This window comes from Spirosoma sp., from assembly GCF_026391055.1.
Classification (GTDB): Bacteria; Bacteroidota; Bacteroidia; order Cytophagales; family Spirosomataceae; genus Spirosoma.
Genome location: NZ_JAPLET010000009.1, coordinates 191,678 through 209,558 on the forward strand (window position 1 = coordinate 191,678; position 17,881 = coordinate 209,558).

15 protein-coding genes are annotated in these 17,881 nt (G+C 51.1%); 5 read left to right on the plus strand and 10 right to left on the minus strand.

Translation table 11 applies throughout. The features are described 5' to 3' along the window. Nucleotides 1–24: 24 nt before the first annotated feature. The 3 genes from NT073_RS01675 to cobA form a co-directional block, all read right to left on the minus strand. Nucleotides 25–1,320, minus strand: coding sequence for an MFS transporter (locus tag NT073_RS01675; protein WP_297367816.1), 1,296 nt, complete (start codon nt 1,318–1,320; stop codon nt 25–27). Between the two features lie 35 nt (nt 1,321–1,355). Then, nucleotides 1,356–2,915, minus strand: coding sequence for an alginate export family protein (locus tag NT073_RS01680; protein ID WP_297367819.1), 1,560 nt, complete (start codon nt 2,913–2,915; stop codon nt 1,356–1,358). Nucleotides 2,916–3,315: 400 nt separating this feature from the next. Continuing rightward, nucleotides 3,316–4,074: a uroporphyrinogen-III C-methyltransferase gene (cobA, locus tag NT073_RS01685; RefSeq protein WP_297367822.1), complete on the minus strand. Its 759-nt coding sequence runs from the start codon at nt 4,072–4,074 to the stop codon at nt 3,316–3,318. Nucleotides 4,075–4,353: 279 nt separating this feature from the next. Between cobA and nirB the strand changes: the two genes are divergently transcribed. Genes nirB through NT073_RS01705 form a run of 4 tightly spaced genes read left to right on the plus strand, consistent with a single transcriptional unit; the run spans nt 4,354 to nt 9,455 of the window. Beyond that, nucleotides 4,354–6,867: a nitrite reductase large subunit NirB gene (gene nirB, locus NT073_RS01690; RefSeq protein ID WP_297367824.1), complete on the plus strand. Its 2,514-nt coding sequence runs from the start codon at nt 4,354–4,356 to the stop codon at nt 6,865–6,867. A gap of 57 nt (nt 6,868–6,924) precedes the next feature. Next, nucleotides 6,925–7,278: a nitrite reductase small subunit NirD gene (gene nirD / locus NT073_RS01695; protein WP_297367827.1), complete on the plus strand. Its 354-nt coding sequence runs from the start codon at nt 6,925–6,927 to the stop codon at nt 7,276–7,278. An 18-nt stretch (nt 7,279–7,296) separates the two neighbouring features. Beyond that, on the plus strand, nt 7,297–8,781 hold the full coding sequence (locus tag NT073_RS01700; protein WP_297367832.1) for an ATP-binding protein: 1,485 nt from the start codon (nt 7,297–7,299) through the stop codon (nt 8,779–8,781). Between the two features lie 2 nt (nt 8,782–8,783). Further along, nucleotides 8,784–9,455, plus strand: coding sequence for a response regulator transcription factor (locus NT073_RS01705; RefSeq protein ID WP_297367836.1), 672 nt, complete (start codon nt 8,784–8,786; stop codon nt 9,453–9,455). 4 nt (nt 9,456–9,459) lie between these two features. Here the strand turns inward: NT073_RS01705 and NT073_RS01710 are convergent, their stop codons facing one another. The 7 genes from NT073_RS01710 to NT073_RS01740 form a co-directional block, all read right to left on the minus strand. After that, a complete protein-coding gene (locus NT073_RS01710) occupies nt 9,460–10,617 on the minus strand; it encodes a heparan-alpha-glucosaminide N-acetyltransferase domain-containing protein (RefSeq protein WP_297367839.1) in 1,158 nt (385 codons plus the stop codon). Between the two features lie 9 nt (nt 10,618–10,626). Then, nucleotides 10,627–10,869, minus strand: coding sequence for a hypothetical protein (locus NT073_RS01715; protein ID WP_297367842.1), 243 nt, complete (start codon nt 10,867–10,869; stop codon nt 10,627–10,629). A 120-nt stretch (nt 10,870–10,989) separates the two neighbouring features. After that, nucleotides 10,990–11,763, minus strand: a complete 774-nt coding sequence (locus NT073_RS01720; protein ID WP_297367845.1) for a hypothetical protein — start codon at nt 11,761–11,763, stop codon at nt 10,990–10,992. A gap of 172 nt (nt 11,764–11,935) precedes the next feature. Next, nucleotides 11,936–12,673, minus strand: coding sequence for an SDR family oxidoreductase (locus NT073_RS01725; protein ID WP_297367848.1), 738 nt, complete (start codon nt 12,671–12,673; stop codon nt 11,936–11,938). Nucleotides 12,674–12,739: 66 nt separating this feature from the next. After that, nucleotides 12,740–13,630: an AraC family transcriptional regulator gene (locus NT073_RS01730; protein ID WP_297367851.1), complete on the minus strand. Its 891-nt coding sequence runs from the start codon at nt 13,628–13,630 to the stop codon at nt 12,740–12,742. A gap of 90 nt (nt 13,631–13,720) precedes the next feature. Next, on the minus strand, nt 13,721–15,694 hold the full coding sequence (gene nagB / locus NT073_RS01735) for a glucosamine-6-phosphate deaminase (RefSeq protein ID WP_297368134.1): 1,974 nt from the start codon (nt 15,692–15,694) through the stop codon (nt 13,721–13,723). 134 nt (nt 15,695–15,828) lie between these two features. Continuing rightward, nucleotides 15,829–16,971 carry a Gfo/Idh/MocA family oxidoreductase gene (locus NT073_RS01740; RefSeq protein WP_297367853.1) on the minus strand — a complete coding sequence of 381 codons (1,143 nt, stop codon included), beginning with the start codon at nt 16,969–16,971 and terminating at the stop codon, nt 15,829–15,831. A gap of 323 nt (nt 16,972–17,294) precedes the next feature. On the opposite strand from NT073_RS01740, the gene NT073_RS01745 reads away from it, so the two are divergent. After that, complete coding sequence (locus NT073_RS01745; protein WP_297367856.1) at nt 17,295–17,867, plus strand: sigma-70 family RNA polymerase sigma factor; 573 nt, start codon at nt 17,295–17,297, stop codon at nt 17,865–17,867. Nucleotides 17,868–17,881: the final 14 nt, after the last annotated feature.

A 17,881-nucleotide genomic window follows, 5' to 3' on the forward strand; every position in this document is an offset into this window, starting at 1 on the left:
GCATTATCAATTATTCATTAAAAATCAAGCTGTTTGCAATTCCACTTCCGCTGATTCGGCGATGGTCTCTTTGCTGAAATTGACCAGGAATAAGAGCAGTCCAATGGCGGCTACGGCGCAGCCGATGTACAGGAACGCCTGTCCGTAACTGATGGACTGCGATTTAAAGAGGAACGCCATTAGCATACCGCCGAGGTTACCACCCGCACCAACCACGCCCGAAATGACGCCAACGGCTTTGGGGTTCACGAAGGGCACAATGGCATACGTACCGCCGTTCGACATTTTCAGGAACAGGGCGAAGGTGATCATGGAAACAATAGCCATCGGCAGGCTACCGGCCTGAGCGAAAAGCATAATACCTGCTCCTTCCAGCACCAGCATACTGGCCAGCAGGAGACCTTTACCCCGCATACCGTATTTGTTACCCACTTTATCGGCCACGATACCGCCGAGGGCCCGGGCAAAAATGTTCATGCCGCCGAAAAGCATCGCCCAGAAACCAGCTTCCGTTTCGGCCAGCTTAAAGTTATCGAAGAAATAAAGCGCGGCCACGCCATCGAACGTGATTTCCATCCCGAAGCAGCAGGCGTAGGCCAGTGCCAGCGCCCATACGCGGATATCGGCGCAGGCCGCCCAGAAACTCACCTTCTCGCCCGTTGCAACGGATCGTCCGATCTCGCTATAATTTCCAGCGGGCGTATCTTGGGTAAAACGGTAGTAAATGAAGGCCATCACGAGCATTAGCACACCCGGCACGATCATGGCCAGCCGCCACGCTTCGGGCTTGGTATAGCCGAAGCCGACGATGGTAGCCATGATGAGCGGCATCGCTAGTTGGGTAATGCCTCCACCAAGGTTGCCCCAGCCACCGGCTACGGCATTAGCCGTACCTTTGATTTTGGGGGCAAACATCATGGATGTATGAAACTGCGTGATTACGAACGATGCACCAATGACGCCAATGGCTAGCCGGAACAGCAGAAAGGTGGTGTAATCATGTGCCAGGCCAACGAACATAACCGGCCAGGCTCCCAATACCAGTAGGGCCGCGTAGGTCTTACGCGGTCCCCAGGTATCGCACAGGCGGCCAATTACCAAACGGGCCAGAATGGTAGCCGACACGGCGGCAATGATGGTATTACCCACCTGCGGTTTGGTCAGTCCAAGATCGGCCCGGATGGCGGGCATCAGCGGAGCCAGCCCAAACCAGCCGAAGAAACACACAAAGAAAGTAAGCCACGTAATGTGGAAGGTCCGCATCTGCACACCGTTGAAACTGAATACGTTCAGCGATTCGAGAGGTTTGTTCGTTTGCATGAGAAATTGAGTATGAATGTGTTATTGATTTTTTACTACTTCACTGCCACCGGCTTTGCAGCCAGAAAATCAGGGCGGATGTTGATCATCAGGTACGACCAGGTGCCGATGTGGCTCTTCTCACCCATAGTGCCCTGCTTACTGTATTCGAGGCTGTTGGTGCCATTCATGACCGAATACCCAAATTCCAGGCTGGTGAACTTGTTGAGCGCGTAGTTTGCCACAAAGTCGTACTCCATGCCCAGTTTGGACGACAGCAGCGCACCAGCGGGTGCATCGGCCATTTTGTTGTAGGTGGGTGCCGCCAGTGCGAAATAGTGAATGTCGAACGTAGTGGTCAGGCGGGGGCTGGCGTATTTGAACTTCAGGAACGCGTCCTGCAATCCGCCGGCTGGCGAGCCCGTTCCAACGTAGAAATAATCCATATAGCCCCAGTGCCGGTGTGGCGTACCATAGAGCGGGTCGAAGCGGCTGGTTTCGCCCGTCTGAATCGTGGTGGAATTGTTACCCGACAGCACCTCATAACCGGGGCCAACACTGATTAGTCCTTTCTGGAACATGATGTTACCGCCGTAGTGATAGGCTTTTTTAATGCTCAGCCCATCGCGGTCTTTGCCGCTTTGTCCATACACAAACGCCTGCCATTGTACTTTACCAAATTTCGGGGAGGTATTACCCAGTTGACCAATGAGCATTCCGCCATAGGTCAGACGCGAATTTGTACCGGCCACATCGTAACGTCTCCCATATACGTAACCAGTCGTTGCATTACCCAGCGAGTCGGTGCGGTATTTCTGAAAATCGTCTTTAAAAAATAAGGCAGAGAACTTGGTCTGGCTGGATGGCCCGCCAAACTTGCGGGTCAGGTACGCCATTTGAAACGACTTGAATTGCTGATTCTGGCCGTTGGTACTTAGCGGGGTCGCCAGTACCGGTGCACCGCCTTTTCCAACTGTTGGAATAAATCCGGCGGGAATCGTCAGCGATACATTCTTGTTCGAGAGGGCCGACGTGGCTACGTTGCCGGGCGTGTAATAATCGCCCACGGTGCCGAACGCATCAGTATTCTGGTTAAAGCCAACGCCCAGGTCGAGCGCCCAGCCTTTGTGCTGACCTTTGAGTAGAGCAGCATCGAACCGGCGCCCCTGCTGGAGCCAGTCGAGGTTGCCCAACAGACGCACATCGTCGTATACAAGCTCTTGGCGGCCAACTTTAAACGAAAGATTCTGAACAGGTCTGAATTTAATGCTGGTATCGGCACGGTTGGCCAGGGTCACTTCGGCCCAGGCTTCGTGAATCATCAGGCGGTTGCCGTCGACGTTATTGATGGTCGAAGCATCCTGCCCCCACACCCGAACATCCTGAAAAGAGGTTTGAAACTGTACGCGATCCCATTTATAGCCGAACGTCAGGCGGGTACGCTGAGACGTGAAGAACGCAGCGGGCGCATCTTTAGGAGCCAGGTTACCCAGGCCATTCCGCAGCTCGGTGCGGGTACGCAACTGCCCCACGAGTGAGAACTGAGCGTACGAAGCGGGTTCAATAGCCAACAGGACAAGACAGGCTAATGACACGTTTGTCAGTATATTTTTCATCAGAATAAGCAGACCGTTTAACTGGAAAATGAACAGTGAAGACAACAGTGAGCGGACTTACCCCGAACGGAGTAAGGATGGATAGAGCAGCGAAGAAAGGTGGCTCTGAAGACGAGGCAGAAAGGGCTGACAGACGTTGATTAGTAAATCGTCAAGTGGTCAACTACTCAACAGATTTCTAAGGCAGTGGTCAGGAGCGAGATGACGCTGATTTGCTTTAGCTGCTTTTTTTCATTTTCTTTGAAGCGTTTGTGTTTTTCGCATAGACAACCCCTGTTTTGGCCGATCCAAAGGTGCCCCCACACCGGATCGGCTTTTTTTGTAATCTGTTTCCGGCATTCGCCGTAACCGCGAATGCGGAATCAACTGGATTACCAGAAACAGAATACGATGCCCATCGTTACCAAGCCATAGAGAAGTTTCGCATCGACTCGGCCAGATAGGACGGGTGCAGCGCAACGACTTCGCCGATGATCAGTACAGCAGGCGCCCCCACGCCTTGCTCTGCGGCCAACTGCGGCATATTCCAGACCTGACCAATTACGCACTGTTCATCAGCGCGTGTACCGTTCTGCACGATTGCCATGGGCAAATGACCACGTCCGGCCTCACTAAACAGCGTGCATATCTCCGTTAACTTACTCATGCCCATCAGCACCACAACCGTTGCTTTTGACTGAGCCGCCAGATGCAGATCGTCGGATAGCTCCCCCTTGCGCGTAGTGCCGGTAATCACCCAGAAACTTTCGCTTACGCCCCGGCTCGTTACCGGTATTCCCTGCGAAGCCGGTACCGCAATGCTGCTCGACACACCCGATATCACCGTGCATTCGATACCATACTGCCGCACATAATCGTACTCCTCATACCCACGCCCGAACACATACGGGTCGCCCCCTTTGAGCCGAACCACATGACCGTGCTCCTGAGCGAAGCGAACGATCAGTTCGTTAATTTCTTCCTGGGTAAAGGACGGCTGACCGGCCCGTTTTCCCACATAAATTTTAAGAGCCTGTTCGGGTGTAAACTCCAGTAAAGTATCGTTGGCAAGATCATCGTACAATACAACATCTGCTTGTCGAAGCGCCCTGATCCCTTTTAAGGTGATCAATTCGCCGTCGCCGGGACCCGCCCCCACGAGTGTAAGCTTTGGCTTCATGTGACTTTACCGTTTATAGTGGAATAGTACTATTATACTATCAATAGGTAATTTAGACTATTCCCTGTTTCTGGTTCAAAAGTAGAGATGAAATTTGTAAAAACAAGCCCTAATCAAAAAAATATGTTTCATAATCAACTTATAGCAGAATAAAACGCTAGGATTTACCAAAAACACCTTTTACTTTTGACTAGTCATTTCGGGGAGGGAAATGACTATATTCTTAAATTAGTGCAATAATAAAACGGGGTTTTCACAATGTTATAGTTAAGATTAACTATGAACACAAACAAAAACAGGCGTGTCGTCGTCATTGGCAACGGCATGGTAGGCTACAAGTTCTGCGAGAAATTAGTAGCCAAAGAAAAAAATGACCAGCGATTTACACTGACGGTTTTTGGGGAAGAACCGCGTGTAGCCTATGATCGGGTCCATTTAAGCGCCTATTTCGATGGCAAAACCGCCGACGATCTGACGCTGGCCCCTCAGAGCTGGTATGCCGACAACGGCATCATGCTCTACCTCACCGACCCGGTCGTCAACGTCGACCGGGAGCGCAAAGAGGTTCGGTCTCACCACGGCGTCGTAGTGCCTTATGACTACCTCGTACTAGCTACCGGCTCCGGCGCGTTTGTGCCCCCCGTGGCAGGCGTCGAAAAAGACGGCGTCTTTGTATATCGTACCATCGAAGACCTCGACCTTATTCAGTCGTACGCTCGTAAGGCACGTAAAGGGGCTGTGTTAGGCGGTGGTTTGCTGGGCCTTGAAGCGGCCAAAGCCCTGCTCGATCTGGGCCTCGACGAAGCGCACGTGGTTGAGTTTGCTCCCCGGCTAATGCCCCGGCAAATTGACGACGCGGGTTCCGGTATTCTTCAGCAGCAGCTGGAATCGCTGGGACTGAACATTCATCTGTCGAAAAGTACGCAGGAGATTACTGGCGACGAAGCCATTACTGGAATGCAGTTCGCCGACGGCTCGCATCTGGCCGTCGATATGCTGGTTATTTCGGCCGGTATCCGGCCGCGCGACGAACTGGCGAAATCTGCCGGTCTGGATACCCACCCACGGGGCGGCATTCTGGTCGATAACTTCCTGCAAACCTCTGATTCGTCCATTTTCGCCATCGGCGAATGTGCCGTGGCGCACCACATGATTTACGGGCTGGTAGCACCCGGCTACGAAATGGCCGAAGTGGTGGCCTCGCGTCTTATCGGCGAAGAAAAGGAGTTCAAGCCTTACGATATGTCTACGAAGCTCAAGCTGATCGGAACGGACGTAGGCTCCTTCGGTGACCCGTTTGCGTCGGACTGCAAAACGATAGTCTACGAAAACAAGGCCAAGGGCGTTTATAAACGCGTCAATATTTCGGCCGATGGCAAGGAACTACTGGGTGGCATTCTGGTAGGCGATGCCGAGCAGTATAATATGCTGCTGCAAACCTGCAAGAACAAGACTATCCTCCCCCCCGACCCCGAAGACCTAATTCTGGGCTCGCGCGGAGGAGAAGAAGCGGGGGCGGGCGTTATGAGCCTCCCCGACGATGCGCTGATTTGTTCGTGCGAAGCCATCACAAAAGCCATCCTCTGCCACGAAATAGACGAGAATGGTCATACAACCGTCGATGCGCTCAAGAAAGCGACCAAAGCCTGCACCGGTTGCGGAGGTTGTACGCCGATGGTGAAAGACATTATTCAGGGTGTGCTGAAGCAAAAAGGTGTTTATGTCCGCAACATTCTCTGCGAACATTTCAACTTTACCCGACAGGAATTGCTGGACTTGGTCAAAATCAACAGCCTGAAAACCTTCGACGCCGTACTGGATAAAGTTGGCAAGGGCGATGGCTGTGAAGTCTGCAAACCCGCCGTCGCGTCGATTCTGGCCAGCCTCTGGAATGAGAATATTCTGGAAAAAGGCCGGGCGACCATTCAGGATTCCAACGACCGGTTTCTGGCGAATATTCAGAAAGGCGGTACGTATTCTGTCGTGCCCCGAATTCCGGGTGGCGAAATCACGCCCGATAAACTGATCGTGATTGGACAGGTCGCCAAAAAATACGGACTGTACACCAAAATTACGGGCGGCCAGCGAATCGACTTATTCGGCGCCCACGTTGGTGACTTACCCGTCATCTGGGAAGAGCTGATAGCCGCCGGTTTTGAAAGTGGTCATGCGTACGGAAAATCCTTGCGTACGGTGAAAAGCTGCGTGGGCAGCACCTGGTGCCGGTTTGGCGTGCAGGATTCGGTGTCATTTGCCATCGAAGTTGAAGAACGGTACAAAGGCATTCGGTCTCCGCACAAGCTCAAGTCAGGCGTGTCGGGCTGCATTCGGGAGTGTGCCGAAGCCCAGAGCAAAGACTTCGGTATCATCGCCACCGAGAAAGGCTGGAATTTATACGTGGGCGGCAACGGCGGCTCTAAGCCTCAGCACGCCATGTTGCTGGCATCGGATGTAGACAAGGAAACCTGTATCCGCTACATCGACCGGTTTCTGATGTTCTACATCAAGACGGCCGATCCGCTTACCCGCACCGCTACCTGGCTAAACAAGATGGATGGCGGTATGAATTACCTCCGGGCCGTCGTGGTAGATGATGTCCTGAACATTGCCGACGGACTGGAACGCGAGATGCAGCTTCTGGTCGACACGTTTAAATGCGAGTGGAAAGAAGCCGTCGAAAACCCGGCTCTCCGCGCCCGTTTCGCCCACTTTGTCAACGTTCCCGAACAGAAAGACCCAACGGTTCAATTTGACGCCCTGCGCGACCAGAAGCGAGCGAAAGAATGGGCGTAGATGTGTCGGTGGTATCGGATCCTGGAACGTCAAATAGCACAAAACGAATCAATCAACATGGAAACACGCACAATTCATAAAACCGAAATGATCTGGCAACCCGCTTGCCCAACCAGCCACATTCCCGAAGATGGAGGTGCCTGTGTACTTCTCAATGGTCGGCAGATCGCTATTTTCAACTTTTCCCGCCGGGGCGAGTGGTACGCTACGGCAAACGAATGCCCGCACCGCCAGCAGATGGCCCTGTCGCGGGGAATGATCGGGAGTCAGGGCGAGGAGCCTAAAGTCGCCTGCCCGTTCCACAAAAAAACATTTTCGCTCAAATCCGGCGAATGCCTGAACGACGACGGCTACAAGATCGCCACATTTCCTATTAAAATAGTAGATAACATGGTGTATATTGGAGTATAATCCTCACTCCAACTTTTCATGACTCAGCTCGACGAACAGGTAGCCCGCCGGTTGACCCGGTTTTATATGATAGCCCTCACGGTTATTGCCGTGTTGTCCATAAGCGGGCTACTGTTTATCAAGCAAACAATCAGCAATCACTACGACGATAGTCGGGTTGTAAACGTAGCCGGTCGGCAGCGGATGCTAAGTCAGCGGCTAACCAAATTGGCTCTGCTACGCATTGAGGGGCTGGCTACCGCCGATTCGGTTGCGTACGATTCCCTGCTTCGCTCGTGGAGCCAGAGCCATATTCAGCTGCGCAATGGCAGACTGAATATGGAAAAGGTATACACCGTTCGGAAGAGTAAGCTCCTGGATAACATGCTAACCCGGATTGAGCCCGTATTTCAGGCCATATACGCCGGCTTTACCCGTATCAACAATCCGCAGACGACACCAGCCGACAAAAAGGCAGCGCTTCAGGCGGTGCTGCGGGACGAGTTCACGTACCTGCAGCAGATGAATGACATTGTGTTTCAGGTCGATACAGAAAGCTTTGAACGGGTAAGGGGGCTCGAACGTATCGAATGGGTACTTACATTCGCCACCTTGCTAACGCTGTTAATTGAAGGGCTGTTCATTTTCAGGCCCGTCGTCAATCATACAAAAAACGTGATCCAGCGGCTGGCCCGCTCCCAAAAGGCGTTGCAGATGGCCAACAGCCACCTGGAAATTGCCAATCATGAGCTGGAAGCCACCAACCAGAACCTGGCCCACACGAACCGAAAGCTGGTTGAAACGCAGCAGGAACTCCTGCGAACTACCGAAGAAAAATATCAGCTACAGTTGGCCGAAGAAAACGTCCGCTCGGCCGCGTTGCTGGAAGGGCAGGAAGAAGAACGACGGCGTTTTGCCCGCGAACTCCACGACGGCATCGGCCAGATGCTTACCGGACTAAAACTTCATGCTGAAAAACTGAAATCCACCTCGTTCGCCGACGAAAAGCAAAAGTACCGCTTTGCCGAACTCTGCGACCTTATTGCCGACACTATCCAGACAACCCGGCAGGTTTCCTATAACCTGATGCCTTCTACCCTGAGCGATTTTGGGCTTGGTTCTACACTTCGGCTTCTGGCCGAGCAATCGACCCGATCAACGGGTGTGCAGGTGCTTTTCAGCGGCCCAACCGATGCCCGGCGACTTAATCAGGCTATGGAGATCGGTTTGTATCGTATTGCGCAGGAAGCATTGCATAATGCCGTTAAATATGCCGAAGCACAAACTATTAAAATTATCTTGCAGCAAAGTCCGCAAAAACTCGAGCTGGCAATAGAAGACGATGGCAAAGGGTTTGTCATGAAAACATCCCCGAAAGACGATAAACTCCTGCCATCCATTAACGGCCTTCAGAATATGCGCACCCGAACCCGTTTACTCAACGGGGAGTTCAGTATTACATCGAAGCCCAAAAAGGGAACCAAGGTCCGTGTACGTGTCAACTTATCCGATAACCCCAATTAGTTATGCCGATACGAATTCTTATTGCCGATGACCATTCTGTAGTGAGAAAAGGGATTCGGATGCTGCTGGAAGATGAAACCGATATTCAAATCGTAGGCGAAGCTTCCGACGGCGACGAAGCCATCGACCTGCTGGCCAGCATCGGCACTGATGTTTTGCTATTAGACATAACCATGCCCCGAATGTCGGGCATCGAAGCACTGAAAGTTATTTCAAAGAAATACCCGGCAGTTAGAACACTCATGTTCAGTATGCATAGCAACCCGGACTACATCGTAAAAGCGGTACAGCACGGAGCGGCTGGTTATCTTTTGAAAGATACGGGGCTGGAAGAAATGCTACGAGCAGTACGTACGGTGGTCGACGGTGATTTATACTATCCGCCGAATGCGTCTTCGGTTATAATCCGGAGCCTTGTTTTGCCCAATGCTAACCTGACGAAGGAACCCGCCAAGGCAGGCGTAAGCGTATCTAAATCTATCTGGAATCGAATCACTACCCGCGAAGGGCAGGTGCTGAGCTGCCTGATTGACGGCATGAGTAGTCCTGAGATCGCCGAAAAGTTTGGCATTAGCCCCAATACTGTAGCCAACCAGCGGGCCAGCATTATCCGCAAAGCGGGCGTTAAAAACACGGCTGACTTGATACGGCTGGCGCTGGAAGAGAAAAAATAGACCGCTATACTTTAATAATCACATTCTTCCGGTACATCCACCACAATATCCCGAACCAGATCAGCACAAACGTTAGGGCACCGGCCAGCGAGGCATTTTTAGGGTCGGTAAAGGGCGGTGCGATGAAGGTTCGGTAGAGGTATTCTTTAGACCCGATTTCAGTACCATCGGGCTGGGTTACGTGAATCAGGTTCATGATTCGGGGAATAAGTCCCGACAGGAAGAATACGGTAATGGCATTGACGCCGAACGCCACAAACGGCAACACACTCCGCCGGTAACCCTGCACATCGATCAGCCAATAGCACAGCGCCAGCCCGAGCATAGCCAGTCCACCGGCCAGCAGGACGTACGAACTCGTCCAGAGGGCTTTGTTAATAGGAAAGAAGCCATCCCAGATTAACCCGCCCAGCGTGGCCAGGCAACCGATGGCAAACAACCACGCTACTTTGTCGGCTACGGGCCGGCTACTACGCAGCCACGTTCCGACTAACATACCAATCAGACCCGTTCCAACGGCGGGTAAGGTACTTAAAACGCCTTCCGGGTCCCAGGTTTTAGCGGGTTTGTAGACGTGCGCCGGTGTCAGGATGGTATAGTCGAACCAAGCGGCCAGATTGGTAGCCGGTTCGAGATTGGCGTATCCCACACCCGGCACTGGTACCACCGTCATGAGCAGCCAATACCCGACCAGCACACTGACGAGGATGTATAGTTGTTGCCGGGAGTTTGTTTTCAGGAAAATAAGCGAGCAAACGAGATAAACAATGGCAATCCGTTGTAAAACGCCTGGAATCCGGACAAGCGTAATGTCGAACTTTGGGAAAAAATTTAGAAACAGGCCCAGCAGAAACAGCGTCACGCTCCGCTTAACGATCTTTCCGACAACTCCCTTTTTAGCTTTTCCCTCTTCCAAAGCAAACGTAATCGACACGCCAACGATGAACAGGAAGAACGGAAAGATCAGATCGGTGGGTGTCCAGCCGTGCCAGGGCGCGTGTTCGAGGGGTGCGTAGATATGCCCCCAATCACCGGGATTGTTAACCAGGATCATGGCTGCTACGGTCAGCCCCCGAAAAAAATCCAGCGATAGCAGACGCAATGTACCTACGGGCTTCAGCCCATAATCACTCGCCTTCTGTATAGGTTCGTTAACGTTCATACAAAATGATCAAACACGTTCGCTAAGATACGTATTAGGCCAATCCTGCCAATCATTCACCAATCCAGCTTTAACAGGATTTTGTACAGTGTAGTTGATTATCCGTTTCAGTTTCACTTCAGCGGGATCGCGTTCGGCAATCAACTCCTGTACGACAGCTGCAGGAAGCGAGCCTTTTAAGCAGAACATCACAAAAAAAATAGCCCCAACGTATTGAATATGAGGCAGGTTACGCGCATATTCTATCTTCATCAGGCTACATGTTTAGTCCTGAATCTGACGGAGTATGAAAGAGAAGTAACATGTACCCACGGGTTTCAACCCGTGATAATTACCATTGCCAAAATCACGGGTTGAAACCCGTGGGTACAATCAACTAAACACTTTAGCCAGTTTTTTTTCGAGGTCGGTTTCTAGCTTTAGCAACCCTTCGGTGTTGGGCAGATACGTCAGGGCGCGGTGGTGGCGTAGATCGAAGGGAATGTCGCTGGCCGATTGCGTGATTGGAATGACCAGTTTACCCAGCGTGTGCGCCACACCTGTTTCGTAAAATACATTCGGGTTTCGATCCGTAAAATCCGTAATAACAGCCCGTGACGTAAAGATCAGGTCGAATACGTCCTGAATCAGGATGCTGTTATCCCAGATATCATCAGCCCGTTTGCACTCGATGCTCAGCCGGTCGCATACGTTCCGAATGGCTGTGTACGTGCCCGAAAACCGACTTTCGAAGGGCATCATCACCGATAGTATATTCGACTCGACGGGTTTGTCCGGTATCCGGAAAACATCGGGTGCAAACGTAATGACCCGCTCCGGCTCTCGGCTCTGAACGGTGGAAATAAAGTCGGGGACGTCGCGCACTGACCGGTGCATAGTGGCTTTTTTAGCTTCTATAAAGTGCTCTATCTCGTATAGATTGCTGCTGCTTTCGCTAATCAACTTCGACAGAACCTGCAAGCTATTACCCTCATAATCATCATCTTTAAAATCAAGGCTCCGCAACAATCGCGGGTGATCTTCAATTAAGTCAAGGCTATCGGTCAGATACGCTACCTTAATCCAGTCAGACTTGGTAAAGTGATCCTGAATGAATTCATGTAGCGCAAACAACCGAAGCGTTCGCTGCTTGTTCTGTTTGGTCATAGAGTTGGAAAACGTCAAACTATAATACAACTATTATATATATAGCTGCAATTATATCCAAATTCTATATCATAACAAACAAATAATTAACGCAAACAGGGTAACCGTGCCCATGCTGGTTAATTCATGGACACGGTTACCCTGTGGTTACAAAAGGATCATTTCCGATGGCTTACCAAGGGCTAATGCCTGTTTCGGGCGCATTATCATCACTAAAAAATTGACCTGTTGGACCATCGGACCCAAAAGTGGCTGCTCTTACTACTCTGGCAGCGGCATCGGGCACGGTTCCTGGCCCAGAGTGATTGTTAAAATCGGTGGCGGTATAGCCAGGGTCAACGGCATTTACCCTGAATGCCGTATCGCGCAGCTCATGAGCCAACACGATGGTATAGGCATTGAGAGCTGCTTTAGACATAACATACGCCGTTGGCTTAACCGCATAGTATTTCCAGGCAGGATCGCTATGCAGGGTGAGTGAACCCAGGCCTGAGGTCACGTTAACGATGCGTGGTTCGGGCGACTGCCTCAGCAGGTCGATAAAGGCCTGCGTTACGCTGATCACACCAAAAACGTTTGTGTCAAATACCTGCATGAACACATTAACCTCCGTTTCCAGTGCTGTATTCGGCATCGCGCCGTGGATACCTGCATTGTTAACCAGCACATCCAGCACATTCGTTTTCTGGCCGAGCGCTTCGCGGGCGGCCTTTATCGAGTCAATATTATCAACGTCGATTTCGATGGGTTCTATCTGAGTTAAGCCCTCCGCCTGTAGCTGGTTAGCTGCCTGCTCACCTTTCTGCTTATCCCGGCAACCCAGGTACACATAATAGCCTTGCTGAAGTAATTGTCTGGCTGTTTCAAAGCCAATGCTTTTGTTTGCGCCTGTTATCAGTGCTGTTTTCATGTTTCAGTTGTTTATGGGACAAAGCTACCGCACTCCCTGCTGCCAACTGAAACACATCTTTCGGTATTACTGGTACATTTCACGGATACTGGCCCGGTACTCGGCGGGTGTAAGTTCCGTTTCGCGTTTGAAGAAGCGATTGAAGTAGGATGCATCCGAAAAACCGAGATCAAAGGCAATCTCTTTCAGCGACTGTTGTGTATGAAATAACAGTCGCCGGGCTTCGAGTACCAATCGTTCATGAATGTGCGTAATGGCTGGTTTGCCGCTTTGGGCTTTTACTACCTCGCTCAGATATCCGGCCGATACATTCAGTAAAGACGCATAGTCACTTACCTGATGCCGTTCGCGAAAGTGTTCATTGATTTTTGCCTGATATTTCTTCAGCAACAGGTTGTCTGTCGAAAGCGGTTTGCTTTCGAACTGCTCGGTATACAGTCGGCTCAGATACGTAAGCAGTACCGTCAGGTAAGCGGTGAGCATGCGTTGCTGCCATTCGTTAGGTTGTTGATACTCCGCATTAATCTTTACCAGCATGTCCTCAACAAACGTCACATCAGCTTCTGTCAACAGCAATTCGTGACCATTATGAGGATTTTGAATGAGTGGTAGTTTGCTTAAAGCCGCGTTTTCCTGAAAGGACAGGAACTCCTTCGTAAAGGCAATACCCGTACTCCATAACTGGTTGAACCCTTCCTTTACGATGATCTGATCGGGCCCGGTAAAGTAGAACGTGTTGTCTTTAAGTAAGTAGGGCGTCATGTCGATCCACTGACGACTGCCCGCCTGCCTTATAAAAACCAGCAGGTAATGGTCCTTTCGGTGGGGTACAAGCAGATCGGCCTGGTTAGGTAACGTGCCTTCGAAATTATACACCCTGAACTGTTTGTTGCCGGTAAGCTCGTCGGGCTCCAACCTGTAAACGGGCACCTGCTGATGGTCGTTGAGTAGCTGCATTGCTTAAAACTACAAATTTTTCAAATGGAAAAGCCACAAAAAAGCCCTGTATGCTGTATACAGGGCTTTTTGTACAGGACCGGCCAGTACTTAAAAACGCCAGCGGACAAAGGCTTCCATAGCTTCGTATTCGGCCAGACCGAGCTTGTTGTATAAGCCCGCCGTAGCGCCGTTACGCTCTTCGGCCCGTTGCCAGAACTCGCGGGAGTCGGTACCCTGGTACACGACACCGTCCTTCTGCGATTGGTGCTTGAAGATACCCAACCGTTTTTTCATCACCTGATCGGGCGACATCGGAACGGCCATTTCAATTTCGTGAATATCCCACTCGGCCCAGGCACCGCGATATAACCATACCCAGCAATCCTTCATGAAGTTCTTGTGCTTCAAGCGACGCACCGACTCCAGAATGGCATCCAGACAAACCTTGTGTGTGCCGTGCGGATCGGCGAGGTCACCGGCTGCGTAGATCTGGTGAGGTTTGATCTCTTCGATCAGGGCCATCGTAATTTTGATATCTTCTTCGCTCAGAGGCTTTTTCGCCACGGTGCCGGTTTCGTAGAAGGGCATGTTCATGAAGTGCGCATTCTCAACCGGAATCCCGACGAAGCGGCAGGTCGATTTGGCTTCGCCCATCCGAATCAGGCCCTTGACATAACGCACTTCGGCGGTATCCATTTCGGAATCTTTTTTCTCCCGCAGGGATTGAGCCGCATCCTGGAAAATCCGGGTAGCTACAGGGCTGTCGATACCAAATTTCGAGTTGAAATCAACTACATAATCGGCAAACCGCAGGGCTTCATCATCGGCCACCGCAATGTTGCCGGATGTCTGGTACCCTACGTGTACTTCATGCCCCTGATCGCGCAGACGCTGGAACGTACCACCCATTGAAATAATATCGTCGTCGGGGTGCGGACTAAAAATCAGGCAGCGTTTTTTAGCCGGCAGAGCACGTTCGGGCCGATTGGTATCATCGGCATTGGGTTTTCCGCCCGGCCAGCCCGTAATGGTATGCTGAAGCTGGTTGAAAACGTCGATGTTAATGTCGTATGACTGGCCATACTGAGCCAGCAGATCGCTCATCCCGTTGTCGTTGTAGTCGCGGTCGGTTAGTTTAAGAATAGGCTTCCCGAGCGTCAGCGACAGATACGTGACGGCTTTCTTTTTCATCTTGTTATCCCACTCAACCGAATCCACCAGCCAGGGTGTCTTCATGCGGGTCAGCTCAGAGGCTGCGGCTGTGTCGATAACGAAGAGTGCGTTCGGATGCGTTTGCAGGTACGATGCCGGATTCAGTTCCGTTACCAGCCCTTCAACGGCGCCCCGGATAACGGGTGCTTTACGTTCACCCCAGGCAAGTAACACCACCCGGCGGGCACTCAGAATACTCGCAACCCCCATCGTGATCGCCTTGCGGGGCGTCTTGGGAAGTCCACCGAAATCGACTGATGCGGCTGCTCGTGTCGAGTTGTCGAGCATCATCAGGCGTGTATGCGAGTTAATGAGCGAACCCGGCTCGTTAAACCCAATGTGCCCGTTACCGCCAATACCCAGCAGCTGAAAATCCAGCCCGCCAGCAGCCTCGATAGCCGCTTCGTATTGCTTCGAAAACTCACCTACTTTATCTGTCTGAAGTGTACCGTCGGGAACATGGTAGTTTCCCTGCTCAATATCCACATGGTCGAACAGTTGTTCCCGCATGAATCGCCAGTAGCTCTGAAGCGAGTCAGGCTCCATGGGGTAATATTCGTCCAGGTTAAAGGAAACGACGTTTTTAAAGCTCAACCCCTCTTCCCGGTGCATCCGAATAAGTTCGGCATAGACTGTTTTGGGCGATGAGCCGGTTGCCAGTCCCAATATGCAGGGTTTGCCTTCACGCTGTTTTTGACGGATTAAGTCCGAAATTTCCTGAGCCACTGCCCGCGATGCATCTTTGGCATCGGCATAGATGTGGGTGGGAATTTTCTCGTAAGTAATGGCCGACTGAATTGGTCCACCGTTGGCTGCTGCACCCGGAACTTGCCCGTCTGGGTTGTCGAGTAGTATAGACTCCGTAATCATGTTGCGCTCTGCGGAGAAAAAGATGAGATGCCACAAAGGTCGAAAAAAATCAGGTAGTTTTTACCTGATTCTCTACCGCAAACTAATATTTTTAAAATTTTTTATTAATTCACCACTCTCTTATTCAGCTTCTTTTATTGGCGGGCTAGCCGATCGGCCACGGTTGCGATCTGTAACGAGTGCAGTCCGTTATCTTCTGTAATAAGTCGGTGCGTACCCGGATAATGAATGGCACTGACTTGATCCCGGAACATCAATCGCAGCAGTTCACTGTAGAGATGCTGTTTTTCCTGACCAAAACCAAAGCGTAGTTCAAGCTGCTGATAGGCATTAAACTCTTTATGCCGACCGCGCAGGGGTAAATCTTTCCCGCCGATATTAGCCGTCACATCAAGCTGAGCACCCGGAAAGAGATCCATCAGCGAACGGGTTGTTTCTTCGTCGGCCACGCAGCGCAGAACCATCCGAGTTGGTACCCACTCGAACAGCGTGATGTCGCCCCGTTCGAATACGAGCCGCATTTCCTGACGGTCCATGCGCCCCGTTTGTGTGAAGCCGTGGTAAAAATTGACCAGTTTCCGGCCGGTTTCGTCGTCGCCATATTCAACGATTGCCTGTACCTGATCTTCCACGTCATTGCTGTTTGGCCGCTTAATAACCTGCGCGGCTTTTACGGTGCCTTTCCCAAACCAGCCGTCAAACATATCGAAGAAGTGAACGCCGTGCTCGATAAAAATACCACCACTCTTACTCCGGTCCCAGAACCAGTGCTCAGGCGACAGGCCTTCATCACCGGCGTAGTTCTCGAAATAACCGTGCAGGAAATCACCAAGCAGGTTTTTATCGATCAGGTGTTTGATTCGGGCAAACATAGGGTTGTAGCGCTGCATCAGGTTCGTAACCATCAGCAGCCCTTTTTCTTTGGCCAGCGCCAGCATTTCGGCTCCCTCTTCGGGATTCATCGCTAATGGCTTCTCACAGATAACGTGCTTACCAGCGTTAAGGGCCAGCATAGCCTGCTCGTAGTGTAGAAACGGGGGAGTCGCGATGTACACAATATCGACATCAGGATGATTGACCAGTTCGTCGAGGCTCTCGAGCTGATCGGCTCCGAACCGTTTGGCTGTTCGGATGGCTTCTTCGCGCTTCGAACCGGCAATAGCGACCAGTTTGGTGTGCGGTGTCTGTAGAAATTGCTGTACGGCAAACAGCCCGAAGCCGCCCATACCAATTACTCCAATTCCAATTTCGCGTTCGTTTGGCGCGTCTGCTTCCATACGTTTTTAGGTTGAGTTCAAGAGAAACAACAGCCTGTACGCTACTTATGTTGGAAGAATCCTTTGCTTTGGATACACGATAACCCAATCAGGCGTGGAAACCGGTCTACCGAAGCACGTGGTAGCGACAAAGTAGTTCTTACTTAGTAAATGGAACAAGTAGTAACATTTTATCATTATAATCTTTAATCATATATTTTGTCTTATCTCAATGCCCGATAAGCACTTTTATTGATTTTGTGAGCTTTACCAGGCCGTCGTTAATCTGCATCACAGAACCAACGATGTAACAGAGAGTAGACTTTATTGCTTAGAAACGCCAGGTGAACGAACAGCAGCTTTGGGCCGCTTTCCAATCGGGAAATGAAGAGGCTTACACCCAGTTATACCAGTTACACATTCGGGCCATGTATCGATACGGCATGAGCCTGGTGGCCGTTTCAGAAGCTTTTGTGCTGGACTGCGTGCACGACGTCTTTACCGAATTATGGGCCAAACGAAACCGGTTGACCACTCCCAACAACATTCGTCATTATCTGCTCAAAGCGCTTAAAAATCGAATCATGCATTTGCTCGAACGGAAAGAGCGGTACAACAAATCGCTGGATGAAGCGGATTACGATGTTCTTTGGACAGAGCCCAACGAGCTGGAAATACGCGAAGAACTGGAAGCGGCCAATACGCGTCAGCAACGACTTCAGCGGCTTATCGCCCAGTTGCCGCCCCGCCAGCAGGAAGCCCTGAAACTGCGCTTTGTCGAAAACATGAATTATAACCAGATCGGCGAAGTGCTGGACGTGAATCAGCAGTCGGCTAAAAACCTGGTTTTCCGGGCAGTTGAGAAGCTCCGTGATTGGATCATCCTCCCCTTTTTAACTTTTTCCACCTTTTTTTAGGATTTAGTGAGTAC